The organism is Sphingobacterium phlebotomi, from assembly GCF_008180195.1.
GTDB lineage: Bacteria > Bacteroidota > Bacteroidia > Sphingobacteriales > Sphingobacteriaceae > Sphingobacterium > Sphingobacterium phlebotomi.
Genome location: NZ_VTAV01000009.1, coordinates 99,085 through 113,789 on the forward strand (window position 1 = coordinate 99,085; position 14,705 = coordinate 113,789).

General features: G+C 40.5%; 12 protein-coding genes. 6 read left to right on the forward strand and 6 right to left on the reverse strand.

What is annotated here, in order from left to right; translation table 11 throughout:
• Positions 1-55 precede the first annotated feature (55 nt).
• The gene (locus FXV77_RS13365; RefSeq protein ID WP_148919735.1) at positions 56-2,245 is read left to right on the forward strand and encodes a glutamine synthetase III family protein; all 2,190 of its coding nucleotides are present in this window, start codon (positions 56-58) and stop codon (positions 2,243-2,245) included.
• A 70-nt stretch (positions 2,246-2,315) separates the two neighbouring features.
• Here the strand turns inward: FXV77_RS13365 and FXV77_RS13370 are convergent, their stop codons facing one another.
• A complete protein-coding gene (locus FXV77_RS13370; protein WP_148919736.1) occupies positions 2,316-3,344 on the reverse strand; it encodes a DUF6807 domain-containing protein in 1,029 nt (342 codons plus the stop codon).
• 133 nt (positions 3,345-3,477) lie between these two features.
• On the opposite strand from FXV77_RS13370, the gene FXV77_RS13375 reads away from it, so the two are divergent.
• From FXV77_RS13375 to FXV77_RS13385, 3 genes are read left to right on the forward strand one after another with little or no spacing between them, the layout of a single operon-like run.
• Positions 3,478-4,041 (forward strand): NADPH-dependent FMN reductase, encoded by a 564-nt coding sequence (locus FXV77_RS13375; RefSeq protein WP_148919737.1) that lies wholly within the window; start codon positions 3,478-3,480, stop codon positions 4,039-4,041.
• An 18-nt stretch (positions 4,042-4,059) separates the two neighbouring features.
• On the forward strand, positions 4,060-4,638 hold the full coding sequence (locus tag FXV77_RS13380) for a DJ-1/PfpI family protein (RefSeq protein ID WP_148919738.1): 579 nt from the start codon (positions 4,060-4,062) through the stop codon (positions 4,636-4,638).
• Between the two features lie 17 nt (positions 4,639-4,655).
• Positions 4,656-5,039 (forward strand): hypothetical protein, encoded by a 384-nt coding sequence (locus FXV77_RS13385; protein ID WP_148919739.1) that lies wholly within the window; start codon positions 4,656-4,658, stop codon positions 5,037-5,039.
• Positions 5,040-5,103: 64 nt separating this feature from the next.
• Here FXV77_RS13385 and FXV77_RS13390 read toward each other — a convergent pair whose 3' ends face one another.
• Positions 5,104-5,568 carry a hypothetical protein gene (locus tag FXV77_RS13390; RefSeq protein WP_148919740.1) on the reverse strand — a complete coding sequence of 155 codons (465 nt, stop codon included), beginning with the start codon at positions 5,566-5,568 and terminating at the stop codon, positions 5,104-5,106.
• A 162-nt stretch (positions 5,569-5,730) separates the two neighbouring features.
• Between FXV77_RS13390 and FXV77_RS13395 the strand changes: the two genes are divergently transcribed.
• Together FXV77_RS13395 and FXV77_RS13400 are read left to right on the forward strand one after the other, a co-directional pair.
• Positions 5,731-7,713: a tetratricopeptide repeat-containing sensor histidine kinase gene (locus FXV77_RS13395; protein WP_148919741.1), complete on the forward strand. Its 1,983-nt coding sequence runs from the start codon at positions 5,731-5,733 to the stop codon at positions 7,711-7,713.
• Positions 7,714-7,742: 29 nt separating this feature from the next.
• On the forward strand, positions 7,743-8,342 hold the full coding sequence (locus tag FXV77_RS13400) for a response regulator (RefSeq protein ID WP_148919742.1): 600 nt from the start codon (positions 7,743-7,745) through the stop codon (positions 8,340-8,342).
• A gap of 18 nt (positions 8,343-8,360) precedes the next feature.
• On the opposite strand, the gene FXV77_RS13405 is transcribed toward FXV77_RS13400, so the two are convergent.
• From FXV77_RS13405 to FXV77_RS13420, 4 genes are all read right to left on the reverse strand, one after another.
• Positions 8,361-9,245 (reverse strand): AraC family transcriptional regulator, encoded by an 885-nt coding sequence (locus FXV77_RS13405; protein WP_148919743.1) that lies wholly within the window; start codon positions 9,243-9,245, stop codon positions 8,361-8,363.
• Positions 9,246-9,287: 42 nt separating this feature from the next.
• The gene (gene pruA / locus FXV77_RS13410) at positions 9,288-10,916 is read right to left on the reverse strand and encodes an L-glutamate gamma-semialdehyde dehydrogenase (RefSeq protein ID WP_148919744.1); all 1,629 of its coding nucleotides are present in this window, start codon (positions 10,914-10,916) and stop codon (positions 9,288-9,290) included.
• Between the two features lie 131 nt (positions 10,917-11,047).
• The gene (locus FXV77_RS13415; RefSeq protein WP_148919745.1) at positions 11,048-11,578 is read right to left on the reverse strand and encodes a DUF962 domain-containing protein; all 531 of its coding nucleotides are present in this window, start codon (positions 11,576-11,578) and stop codon (positions 11,048-11,050) included.
• 25 nt (positions 11,579-11,603) lie between these two features.
• Positions 11,604-14,705: an efflux RND transporter permease subunit gene (locus FXV77_RS13420; RefSeq protein ID WP_148919746.1), complete on the reverse strand. Its 3,102-nt coding sequence runs from the start codon at positions 14,703-14,705 to the stop codon at positions 11,604-11,606.

Consider the following 14,705-nt stretch of genomic DNA (forward strand, 5'->3'; position numbering starts at 1 on the left):
TAAATGTACTTTTACACCGAAAAAACAACCGAAAGTATAAAAATATCATAAAAAAATGTCAAGCCCCAGATTTAAAGCAACAGAGTTAGCCATATCTCGTCCGGTGGAAGATATGGAAAAAGTAGAATCGTTAAAGGCAACTAGTATCTATGGAAAAAACGTATTTACTATTGCGAAGATGAAAGATTATCTCTCGAAAAGTACGTACAAAGAACTCCTTCAGGTTATTGAAGAAGGCACAAAATTTTCGAGAGAGCTCGCCGACCAGATTGCTCAAGCGATGAAAACATGGGCTATTAGTAATGAAACGACGCATTACACCCATTGGTTTCAACCGTTGACAGGAACTACGGCAGAGAAGCACGATGCTTTTTTTGAACCTGACGATAATGGCGAAGCCATCGAAAAATTCACAGGTGATGCACTCGCACAGCAAGAACCAGATGCCTCTTCGTTTCCAAGTGGCGGCATCCGAAATACATTTGAAGCTCGTGGTTACACCGCTTGGGATCCTTCTTCTCCAGCTTTTATCTTTGAAACAGCAGCGGGCAAAACATTATGTATTCCAACCGTATTTGTTTCCTATACAGGTGAATCCTTAGATTATAAAGCGCCTTTGCTAAAAGCAGTGGCAGCAGTAGATAAAGCCGCTACGGATGTGGCGCAATATTTTGACAAATCCGTAACGAAAGTCAATGCGTCCTTGGGTATCGAGCAGGAATATTTTCTAGTAGACCTTTCCTTGTTCCATGCACGTCCAGACCTTCAACATACTGGCCGTACCCTTTTCGGACACATGTCCGCCAAAGGACAGCAATTGGAAGACCATTACTTTGGTGCCATTCCAGAGCGTGTATTGGCCTATATGGTAGACTTGGAGAATGAAGCATTGAAACTTGGTATTCCATTGAAAACCCGTCATAACGAAGTTGCACCTTCACAATTCGAATGTGCTCCTATGTACGAGGAGATCAACTTAGCTATCGATCACAATCAACTGTTGATGAACCTGATGGAGCAAATAGCTGTTCGTCATCACTTTAAAGTACTATTACACGAAAAACCATACAGCGGAATCAATGGATCGGGCAAGCACAACAACTGGTCATTGATTACCAATACAGGTATCAACTTACTTTCGCCGGGCAAAACGCCGAAAAATAATTTGATGTTCTTAACTTTCTTCGTAAATACGATCAAAGCTGTATATGAACATGCTGATTTACTTCGTGCATCTATCGCCAGCCATAGTAATGACCATCGTCTAGGAGCAAACGAAGCTCCTCCGGCCATTATCTCTATTTTCTTAGGCTCTCAATTGGATGAAATCCTGGAAGAAGTAGAATCTGCCCGTGTTGCAAAAAAAGTGAAAAACGATGCGAACTTATGGCATGGTATTCCAAAGATCCCAGATTTGAAATTGGACAACACGGATCGTAACCGCACTTCGCCTTTTGCCTTCACCGGAAATAAATTCGAATTCCGCGCCGTGGGATCTTCTGCAAACTCCGCGTTGCCTATGATTGTACTCAATGCTATCGTTGCCAACCAACTTATCGAGTTTAAAACAGAAGTAGACAAACAGATCAAAAAAGGCACGAAAAAAGATCTTGCATTGCTTAATGTTATCCGGAAATACATCAAAGAATCGAAAGCGATTCGTTTTGAAGGTAACGGATATAGTGAAGAATGGGCTATTGAGGCTGAAGCTCGTGGGCTTTCGAATATTAAATCGACGCCTAAAGCACTAGATGTATATGTTAAAGAAGAAAACCTAATCTTGTTTGAAAAGTTAGGCATATATACCAAACGTGAATCAGAAGCACGTCACGAGATTTTGTTGGAGAATTTCTTTAAAAAACTTCAAATCGAAGCCCGTGTAATCGGCGAAGTGGTAACCAGCCAAATCGCACCGGTATGTTTCATTTATCAAAATGAGCTTATTGAAAACGTGAAAGGTCTGAAAGATTTGGGTTTACCAAAAGAAGCATATAGCTCCCAAATCAATTTGGTAGAGCGGATTTCTAAACATACCAATCTGATTTTGGAAAAAGCCGAAGAAATGCGTCAAGCACGTAAACGCGCCAATGCCAATGAAGATACCCGTGAACTTGCCATTGCATATGACGAAATCGTTAAACCTTATTTCGACGAAATTCGTTATCACGTGAATAAATTGGAAAAAATTGTTGATGATAACAAATGGCCTCTTCCAAAATTAAGAGAGTTGTTATTCCTGAGATAATAAAACAAGCTCTACTAACCCTCCATTAATAAAGACGGCACTCAACTTTTTGTTGAGTGCTTTTTTTTTCTTATCTTTTTTCACTCGCAAAATCTTGCCATTTATTTTCAATCTGTGCTGCATGCTGCTGTCCATCAAACACCACCAGCCGGTAATTAAGCGTATAGGTATGACCGGGTTCCAGAAGCCAATCTCGATCTTTTGTCGGAGAAAAGTTGATGAATACGTTTTCTTTCCCCGCATTGGCATGGCCATCCCAGATACGCAGCGGTTCGGGATGATTAAAATTCCCAGGATGAGATAAAATAGCCATACCACCATAGCCATTTTGTGGCAGTTCCCCCTGTGCCATGCACCAACGTGCCCGGGTACCATCGGTATCCTCCCGCGTTTTGCCTTCAGAGGTCAGCACATTACTGTTATCACGGCCCCAGGACGCTACTGCCCGCCATCCCAAGCCACCATATCGGTAGGTAAGCAACCGCAACGGACTAGAAGTAGCACAACGCATTTTAATGGTTATATCAATCCAATAATAGTCAGGCTGCCCCTCCGGTAAGTGTACCTTAACCGTTTGCCATTCATGAAGTGCAACCTCTTCGCTTCCATTTTCTTTAAAGACCACATGGTCATGTAGAGCGGTATACACGGCTTCCCTTGCTTTAACTTTATGATCCAACAACCGAACAAAACGAACCGTTCCTTCCTTTTTATATAAATTCCAAAAATCAACCGTATCCCTTTCGAACAACGTGTGCGTCCAAGGATTCCAAATACCGTAATGATGATAATGATCTTTTGGTTGTATTCGTGTGAGCGGCTGTCCTTTTAAGGTATAGACCGGATGGATAAAACCGCTGCGTTGATAGCTACTATCTTGTCCTCGGGGTGGGTATACCGTATTAAAATGGTAAGTAAGTAAAGGTTGGTCGTCCTTAAAAATGGTAAGCACGCTGTCGACAACCAAATGAAGACTATCCGTCCCCTTATCATCTTGGGCATAACCACTACGCATTGACCCGCCAAATAGGAGCATCATCAATATGCTCGTTAGATATATCCATATACGCATGCTATTCGTTGTTAGTCTCTGTCTCATAAGCAAAATTTGAAGGCATCTTTTACAAACATAGCTTTTTAAATTGAAAAGAACCTTTACGTACGATTCGGTGGATTTCCGAAAAGTTATAAAAAATAATCCTTAAATTTATGCAACAAAACACCCTACTTCGATGAACATTTTAGCATTCGCTGCAAGCAATAGCGCTCCATCTATTAACAAGAAATTAGTAACTAGCGTTAGTAAATACTATAAAGAATCTGATGACGTTATAGAAATATTGGATTTGAACGATTTTGACATGGTACTTTTCTCAAAGGAACGAGAAAAAGAATTGGGTATTCCGCCGTTGGCTTATGCGTTTGCTGAAAAGATTGATCAAGCAGATTTTATCCTCATATCTTTTGCCGAAAACAATGGCAACTATAATGTGGCGTATAAAAACATAACAGATTGGGTCTCCAGAATACCAAAAAGAAAAATTTTCAATGGCAAGCCAGTTTTTGTAATGGCTACGTCAAATGGAAAAAGAGGAGGACAATCTGTATTAACAATTGCCGTCAATAGACTGCCTTTTGATGGCGCAGAAGTATTGGAAGATTTTAGTCTCCCGGAATTTTCTCAAAATTTTGAAGAAGGCAAAGGCGTTACTAACATCCTATTCAGAAGTCAGCTAGAAGCCAAAGTCCGAAAAACAAAACGGGTACTGAAGCAAAAATTTGAACAAAATGGATAATTTTAAAATGATATAGTTATGGCAAAGAAAGTATTATTATTAGTAGGCGATTATGTGGAAGATTACGAAGCTATGGTTCCTTTCCAAGCAATGGAATCCGTGGGAATAAAAGTTGATACTGTCGCTCCCGATCGTAAAAGTGGCGATACCGTTCCGACAGCCATTCATGATTTCACTGGCGATCAGACCTACAAGGAGTTGCGTGGGCACAATTTTGCGATCAACAAAGATTTTGATAGTGTCCGTGTGGAAGACTACGACGGCCTATATATTGCTGGCGGGCGCTCAGCAGAATATATCCGGTTAAACGATCGTGTAATTGAAATCACCAAACATTTCTTCGAACAAAATAAACCCGTAGCGGCAATTTGCCATGGTATCCAAGTATTGACAACAGCTCGCGTATTGGAAGGTAGAACCCTTACGGCTTATGTAGCGGTCGGCCCTGACATTGAATTGGCTGGTGGAACGTGGAAAAATATTCCCGCAGACCAAGCCGTCGTGGATGGTAACCTAGTTACCTCCCCAGCTTGGCCCGGACATCAAGCTATTTTGAAAGAGTTCTATACATTATTAGGTATAACGATAAGTATATAACGAACCCGACAAGACAGATGAAAGGAAAGAAAAAATTTTGGATAATTGCCGTCGGTTTAATTCTCCTATTGGGATACGGAATCTGGGAAGCTTATAACCAACCGTCTATTAAAGATTTACCCGGTGATTTTGAAGAAGTAGCGTTTGTTCGAAACGAACAGAACAAAGGTGGTATTATGCGTGTTTACGCGGTGAGCGTTGGCGATATGGCAAATGCACAATATGACGCGTGTGCGGATATGTTTCCTACGAATGATTACGGAAGTATAACAAAAATTTATTTTTTCGATAAGTCAAACCCCTATCCCACCAGTTTGACGATCGATCCACCCCATTACGATACAAATCTATATGAGGCAGTCATGATTCTTAAACGGACAGGATCAGCGGAAACGCCTTAACAAATACCAAAAAATGCATGTTTATTTTCGTAAAAATGAACATGCATTTTTTGATGAAATAGTATTACTGTTTCGTTCCTTCAAAGGCGAAAGCAACTTCCGAAGCCGATTGCTCCTCTGTAATAAGATTCAAGCTTTTATTTTGTTGATTATAAAGGAAAAGACCTTCAGGACTTCCTGCTACCGCCGTAACGGTTTGAAGATCAGTTCCTGCTGAGCTATACTCAACTTGGAATGTTTTGGCCGTCGCAATAGAATAAGGTTGACCTGATTTAGGCGTCACTTTTAACTGCTTATCGCTAACTTTCGCTACGGTTACTTCGGCATCAAAATACTCGATAGACTGACTTTGAGGCGGATAAACAGTAATTTTTCCTTTAAATGTCCCTGTGGCTATATCCATGCCGCCCGAAGGTTGTGCATCATCATCGCTTGAACATGCTACAAAAGCAGTTGCCACCAAAGTCATCAGCACGAATAACATACTTGCCAACGTCGTTTTTCTAAAATTAACCTTACTTTTCTTCATACCGTAAAAATTATTTATTTAAAAGCAAAAGTGGAAAACAATGATAATCAAAACAATACACGTAAACCATGATTTTTGTTCTACCGGTTTACCGTGATATTTCATTTGGTCAGATTATCTTTCATAAATATTCACATATTTGTATGTTCAAACAATTAGGTAATGCGTAAATCCAGTTATGTAGCCCTTATTTTCTTCTTCGTACTGTTGTTTTTTCGAACAGCTAGTGCCCAACAGCTGCTTCCTTTGGATGAAGATGGTTATTACAAAAAATTACAAAGTGAATTAAACAGCAACGATGATAGCACGAGGATCGAGCGCTATTTGTTGTTATCCGAATATTGGTTACAAAAAGATAGCATAAAATCAAAAGACGCACTTCTCCATGCAAAACGACTTGCAAAAAAAGATTCCGTTTTTTGGGGCAGAACACTCTTTTACGAAGCACAATATTATAATCAGCAAAATCAAAAAGACAGGGCTAAACAAACTTATGAAGCAGCTATATCCGCATTGGAGAAAAGCGAGCTTCCAGCAGATAAAAAGAGCCTAGCTGCTACTTGGTACAATTTGGCGTTGAATCAATTTGGCAAAAAGGGCTATGATTATGTCGTTGACGTCCTAACTAACAAAGCAATACCCCTAGTATCTGAACTAAAAGACACATTAATTACAGCGCACTACTATTCACAGTTGGGGCTTGTATTTATGTCTGTAGGTCAATTCGATAAAGCCGAAGAGCAGCATTTCAAAGCTTTGGAACTTTTAAAGAATAGCAAAGATGAAGGCGCTATACACCTCCATACTTATTTTAATCTAGTTAGCAATTATTGTTATAAACCCGATAGTAAAAGTGCTAAAATCTATCTGGACAAAGCAGCCCACATCCTAAAACCTTATCCCAATTCTATACATTATCCAAATTATTATTACCAGGAGGGTATGTACTATACGACACAGACCAATGCTACAAAAGCATTGGAAAGCTTAAGTAAGGGAAAGGAATTGGCTAAAAAATACGGACAGATGCAGATTTTGCAAATGCTCGAATTTCGCATCTATAATAATTACCTGATGCAACGGGACTATACAAAGGCTAAAGATGTATTGGAAAACATCGTGGAAGATGGTCTGTTAATACGGGAAGCCAACAACAAAAAAATTGTCTTTCAGCAATTGGCTATTGTAAATGAAGCATTAGGCGATTACAAAACTGCTTTCCACTGGCAAAAAGAGGCTTCTGTACTCAGTGACAGCTTACAACAAGCGAATTTGCTGGAGAAGATGAACGAGTTGGAAATCGTATATACCACAACGGAAAAGCAAAGGACGATTGATAAACTAAATCTGGAGAAAATCGACGCTGGCATAGAAAACAGAGATAAAAATTTCAAAATAACTATTCTGGCTGTTACCTTGGCGTTGCTCCTTATCATTTCCCTTTTGATCTACCGGAATTATAACAAACAGCGAAAGTTAAATCAACAGATACAAATTAACCACGAACAACAACTCTTACAGATTGAAAACGAACGCCGGTTTGAAGCGAGTCAATCTATTCTGCAAGGAGAAGAGCAGGAACGACATCGCATCGCGCAGGATTTGCACGATAGCATGGGCGGTATGTTGGCGAGTATCCGGATGCAATTATCAAAAGATCTGCTACCCTCCACGGAAAAACGACATACCATTGTTCAGCAGTTGGATCAGGCAATCGTTGAAATGCGTAGAATATCACGTAATTTAATGCCAGAAACACTCAAAAATTTAGGTTTGGAAATTGCCTTACGAGAACTATGCGAAAGCATGGCGAATAAAAATTTAAAAATCCAGTTCGAAGCTTATAACCTGAGCCGCGACATTCCGTTCGAAACAGAATTGGCTTTCTACCGTATCACCCAGGAATGTATCAGCAATACACTCAAGCATGCGCATGCCACCATGGTTATTGTACAGATCAGTCAAGACGACGACAGACTTAATCTAACTATAGAGGACGATGGAAGAGGTTTCGAAAAAAACAAAGCAACATACGGTCTCGGTATGAAAAATATCAAGAATCGAGTAAATCTCATCAATGGTATACTGGAAATGGCCACCTCTCATGGAGAAGGTACAACTATAAATATAGAATGTTATGTTTAGCGATAAGATAAAGCTAGCCATTGTGGACGATGGACGATCATCCAATGATATTGGAGGGGTTGAAATCCTTATTACAGAGTGACACGACGTTGGAGATTTTTACCTTCACGAAGGGCGAAGCTTTTCTGGATTTTATACGCGGAAATACCGTCGACTTGGTGTTATTGGATATTGTACTGAACGATGGAAGCGGTCTAAATTTTTGCAAAACGATTAAAAAAAATTGGCCCAAAACGGTCGTCATCGGTATAAGCAACCAAGCGGAAAGGAGTATTATCTTTCAATTTCTGCAAAACGGAGCGAATGGCTATATTCTGAAGAATGCCGACGCACAAGAAATCATCAATTGTATTCAGGATGCTTTAAACGGAAAAGTAGCATTCAGCAACGAAGTTCAGCAAATTATTCTAAGCCAACCCCACGATGCATTGGCGATACCTAAATTAACCAAAAGAGAAAAGCAAATATTAACAGCCATTTCATCCGGATACACCACGCCCCAAATAGCAGAAATGCTTTTTGTAAGTCCGATGACGATTGAAACACATCGACGAAACCTTCTTCAAAAATTCAAGGCGAAAAATATGATTGAGTTGGTCCGTATCGCAACAGAATACAAACTTCTATAGGTTTTTTAAATCGTCAAGCTAACCTCTTCGCGTGTGTGCTGCGATAAACTCTTTAGGAGAGACTTTCATCACATGCAGAAATACTCTATTGAAATGAACCGCGGTATTAAACCCACATTGATATGCCGTTTCCGCAATACTCTCCACTTTGTTATTAACGAGTAGCTGACAGGCACTTTCAATACGTATTTCGTTGAGAAAAGAAACAAATGTTTTTTGGGTATGCTTTTTAAAAAACTTACAAAAAGCAGTTGGTGTTAGGTGGATGAGTGCCGAAATCTCTTCGATAGAAATAGTTTTCTTGTAGTTTTCAAGCGCATATTTGATGACCGTGTTAATACGGAGACCGTCCGCGTCTTGAAAATTCACTTTGTTCAAACCAGAATATATCGATATGAAATGGTCTTGATGAGCCACCAAAGCTTTAAATATCTGAATAACCTTAATCAATTTTGATGGGCCACCGTCCGTGCTCAGCGGCAGAAACAATTCCTTTAAAGGTACGGCAAACTGCTCTGGTAGGAGTTTACTAGCATCCAAGTTATAAAAAAGTGATTTGATTGCCTGCATTTCCGTCATATCAAAAAACGGATGTAGTTTTTCCAAGGAGAAAAAAAGATGAATAACATGTATTTGGGAAGGTGCCATAATACGTTCATCTTTAAAAAACATATGGGGATCATTAGGTTTAATAAGGAATACCTGGTTTTCCAGACAGGGACGTATCAAGTTTCCCAACATAAAAGCACCTCCACCAGCTGCAATATAGGTGATTTGAAATTCCCGATGCCGGTGGTAATACGCATAGAAATTGGTATCGGTGTTGTCCATGACGTAAAAAGCTTCGTCACCCCGTACAGGCACCGTAAATTCAATTGGTTTTCTATGCTCGGAAGTCTTCATAATGAAACAGCCCACGATTTAAATCGTGGGCTATAATAATAATTAACCTAAAAATGGATAACGGTAATCCGTTTCCGGGCTAAATGTTTCCTTGATAGTACGTGGAGAAACCCAACGCAATAAATTAATCATGGAACCTGCTTTATCGTTTGTACCCGAACCTCTTGCACCACCAAACGGCTGTTGGCCAACTACTGCTCCAGTACATTTATCGTTGATATAGAAATTACCTGCCGCATTCCGCAACGCATAAGTCGCTTCGTCAATAGCATAACGGCATTGAGAAATAATGGAGCCTGTCAACGCATAAATAGATGTTTTATCAACCAATTCCAACGTTTCGTTCCATTTATCATCTTCATAAACGTAGACAGTCAATACCGGTCCGAACAACTCTTCACTCATCGTCTCATAGTCTGCTTTTTTAGCTAAAATCACGGTAGGATGAATAAAATAACCTTTCGATTTATCATAATCACCACCAATAATGACTTCGGCATCGGCTGAACTTTTCGCCCGGTCTATATAAGATGTAATCTTATCAAATGCCTTTTCATCAATAACAGCATTAATAAAATTACTAAAATCTTCCGTTCCACCAATTTTGAACGATTGTATATCCTTTTCCATACGCGGACGAAGATCATCCCACAACGATTGCGGAATGTAAGCGCGTGAAGCTGCAGAACATTTTTGTCCTTGAAATTCAAACGCACCGCGAACCAATGCCGTATTTAATACTTCAACGTCAGCCGATGGATGTGCCAAGATAAAATCTTTACCACCTGTTTCACCGACGATACGCGGATAGGTCTTATAACGGTGAATGTTCTCCCCTATCGCTTTCCAGATATTTTGGAAGACAGCCGTAGAACCAGTAAAATGGATGCCCGCAAAATCGGGATGTTTAAAGATAATGTCACCCGCGTCCGGACCAGAAACATATACTAAGTTGATTACACCTGAAGGAAGACCCGCTTCGATAAACACCTCCATAATTACATTTGCAGAATAAATCTGTGTATTGGAAGGTTTCCATACAACCACATTTCCCATCATCGCCACACAAGAAGGTAGGTTACCGGCAATTGCCGTAAAGTTGAATGGTGTCAGTGCAAACACAAATCCTTCTAGCGGACGTTGCTCTACCCTATTCCAAACACCTTTTGCATTCGCAGGAGGTTGTTCACTATAGATCTCGGTCATATAAGCTACATTGAAGCGCAAAAAATCTGCAAGTTCACAGGCGGAATCAATTTCAGCTTGATAAGGGTTTTTGGACTGCCCTAACATCGTTGCCGCATTAATCTTATAGCGATATTTCGTTGAAATGAGTTCTGCAGCTTTTAAGAAAATAGCAGCACGTTGTTCCCAAGGCAGGTTTTCCCATTTTTCTTTTGCAGCCAGCGCCGCATGGATAGCATCTTCCACATGGTTTTTTGTACCTTCATGGTAATAACCCAATATATGTTGATGGTCATGTGGAGGGGTCAATTTCGCTTTATTTCCCGTGCGTACTTCCTTTCCTCCGATATACATTGGAACATCCACTTCCGCTGCTCTCGCTTCTTTTATCGCTGCTTCCAATAAGGCTCGTTCCTTGGTACCAGGAGCATACGAATTAACGGGCTCATTAACTGGTGTAGGAACATTAAAAAATCCTTTTAACATAACTGTGCTCTTTTAAATTTGAGATAAAGTTACCTATTCTATATGACCCCAAATTTACGGATTATGTTTTAACATAAACATATATTGCCACTAAAACAACAAAACAGGGAAATACAGGAAAAGATAGGTTGTCAATATTTTATTTTAAGCAAAGCGAATATTTTAGACCAAAGCCAAATAGGACCTATGGTTAGCAAGCGCCACACATCCGCTGGAGCAATTTCTACCGGTTCCTTCTTCGCTTGGAATGCAGTTCCTACGATACCGATAACAGTCAGTATTGTACACACCAGCCAGACCGCCGGCCCGCCGTCGCGTTCTACATATTCCAACTGAACAATACAAAAACTCATCACACCGATGGTAAAAAGCATGGCGTATGACAGCGTGGGAGCCAGTCGTAAATACAAATAGATGATAATAGCTATATAAAAAGAGCCCCAGTTTAAAAACGTATCCATATTCGTACGCACTAAGAAACCAAGTTTAGGAAACGGAATCATCCACACCAACCCCATCACACCGAAGAATGTCAAAGCAATGAATACGGCATACACGATTTTATTGCCCGTTGCAAAGTTTTGATCCATTTCATAGAAAATACGCTCTATTGGTCTCTCGAATGTCGGTTTGCTAGGAGCTTTCTTCTGTTTTTTGTTCATATTCCAAAGGTACAGAATATTTGGTTTAACCTTTATGTTGCTGCTGCTTTCTATTCATCCAATAAAAAAATACCGGCAACACCGTAAAACTCAAGAGCAGACAGATCAACAGTCCTCCGACAATCATGATAGCAAGTGGTTTTTGAATCTCCGAGCCCATGCCCGTAGACATCGCCGCCGGCAACAATCCCATGGATCCCATTAGCGCGATCATCACGACCGGACGTATCCGACTTTTGACGCCTGCATAAATAGCAGGTAAAAGCTGCATTCGCTGACGAAGGTTATCTCGTATCACACCAAGTAACACAATACCGTCAATCGTAGCTACCCCAAATAAGATAATAAAACCGATACCTGCCGAGATACCAAACACCGTGCCTGTCACCCATAACGAAACAAAACCTCCGATAAATGCAAATGCCAAAGTTAACGAAGCCACCAATGTGTCTTTTACATTGCCAAAGTTGAAATAGAGCAACAATAATATCAATGCCAAGCTCACAGGAACAACCAGTGATAGCTGTTTGGCCGCTCGCTCTTTACTTTCAAACTCCCCTGCCCATTCCATGTAATTTTCCTTAGGCAAAGACACTTCTCGTTCCACCACTTCTTTCGCTTCGGCAATCGTACTGCCCAAATCTCGTCCGTCGATACTAAACCCAATACCAATATAGCGACTATTTCCTTCTCGGTAAATAAATGCAGCGCCTGTTTCATAACCAATGGTAGCTATCTCCTGCAAAGGGATACCCCGGCCACTACTGCTCGGAATTAAAATATTTTTAATCTTTTCGGGTGTATCGCGATAATGCTCATCAAAGCGCAACACAATATCAAACTGCCGATCTCGTTCATAAAATTTCGTTGCAGCTTGTCCACCAATTGTCATCGCTACCACCGCTTGCACATCGGCGGTAAACAATCCATATTTTGCCATTTCCGAATCGTGCAGCTGAATACGTAGTTCCGGCAATCCAATATTTTTATAAACATTAATATCGGTAATGCCATGTACTTTCTTTATGGCAGAAGCTACCTGTTCTGCATAATTTTCTAAATCATACAGATCGTCACCAAATATTTTGATAACCAACGAACTTTTCACGCCCGCGACAAACTCCTCCACGTTATCTTGTATTGGTTGACTAAAACCAAAGTTAATACCGGGATAATGTGCGAGCTTATCCCGCAATTCCTGTATAATATCATCTTTTTTTACCTTCCGCTTCCATTGCTTCTCCTCTTTCAATTGTACATTAAACTCAATGTTAAAGAACCCCGTGGGATCCGTTCCATCGTTTGGACGTCCGGTCTGGGTCAATATAAAATCAATTTCCTCACAGCTGTCTTCCATAATTGCTTTCATTTCTGTCGTCAATCGGGTAGACTCGCGAAGGTTGACGCTATTGGGTAAAGTCGCGCGTATATAGATCGCACCCTCGTTTAGTTTAGGTAGAAACTCTGACCCGTAGTGCAAAAATTTAAATAAACAGCCTATCAAAATCGCTAGGAAAATACCAACGGTCGTCTTTTTATATCGAAAACTCACTTTAAACAAACCGAAGATAGTTCGCTGAAAAAATCGGGTCACTGCGTTTTCCCGTTCTTCAATATGTTTGGTAAACAACAGTTTACACATCGCGGGTACATAGGTCAAGCTCAAAATCAACGACCCTAATAAAGCATACGCGAGTGTAAAAGCCAACGGTGTAAACATTTTCCCCTCTACCTTTTGAAAAGAAAAAATCGGAAGCAAGGCCACAATCAGAATGACAAGGGCAAAAAAGATATAGGATGCCACACTTCCAGCACTTTTTTTGATAACGCCCAATTTACTCATCTTTGCAAAACGCTCCGGACCAACACGATGGGATAAACCGGCTAGCGCAACAAATACCGTTTCCACAATAACCAATGTCCCTTCTAACAGCAAGCCAAAATCCAATGAACCCATCGAAATCAAGTTTGCCGGTATACCTTGTATTTTTAGCATGACGATTGCAAACAAGAAAGACAGCGGGATAACGGATGCTACGATAAAAGTTGATTTCCAGTTGTACAGAAAAATAAAAACGATTAAAGAAACCAGTAAAATACCTTCAATTAAGTTATGCGAGACGGTACGGACGGTATTGTCTACCAAATGTGTACGGTCGATTACCGGTTCGATATGCACACCTGCTGGTAAGGTCCGTTGATTCAGCTCTTCGATTTTCGTTTTTAAATGGGTAATAACTTCGGAGGGGTTCTCGCCACGCAGCATGACGACAATGCCCTGCACCAGATCATCCTCGTCCCCAAGCCCTACCTGTCCTAAACGCGGTTTATGGGAAATGTCAACATCGGCAACATGTTTTATTAAAATCGGGGTAGAACCGTTAAGTTTAATCGTGATATTACCAATATCTTCCAGCTTATCCAATAACCCTACTCCGCGTACGACATAAGCTTGATCACCTTGTTCAATGACATCCCCTCCCACATTGATATTCGATTTTGATACCGCTTCATACACATCCAACGGCGATAAATCATAATTTTTCAGTTCTGCAGGGTGAATTTTAATCTCATAAATTTTCTCCTCTCCTCCAAAACTGACAATATCTGCAATCCCGGGAACACTGAGTAACTCCCGTTCGATAACCCAATCCTGTAAAGCCGTTATTTCTTTAATGGGCAGATCCCCTTTTATCACATATCGAAAGATTTCACCTGTTGCTCCGGAGGGTGGTTCTATTTCCGTACTAGCACCATCTGGCAAATCTACACCCGACAATTTACTTGACACATATTGCTGTGCATAGAAATCATCTACCCCATCTTCAAACTGAACAGTTACGACAGACAAGCCAAAGAGTGAAATAGAACGAACATTGGATTTATGCGGAATACTGTTCAATTCCTTGGTAATGGGTAGCGTAATCAGTTTTTCCATTTCCTCCGCACTACGTCCAGCCCATTGCGTAATAACACGCGCCCGCGTATTTGTTACATCGGGAAATGCCTCCACCGCTGTATGGCGCAAAGCATAAATACCGCCAAACAATAATATCATTACAGCAAATAGTACTAATGTTGTATGCTGCAACGAGAATGTCACGATGCTTTGTACTAACTTCTTCAT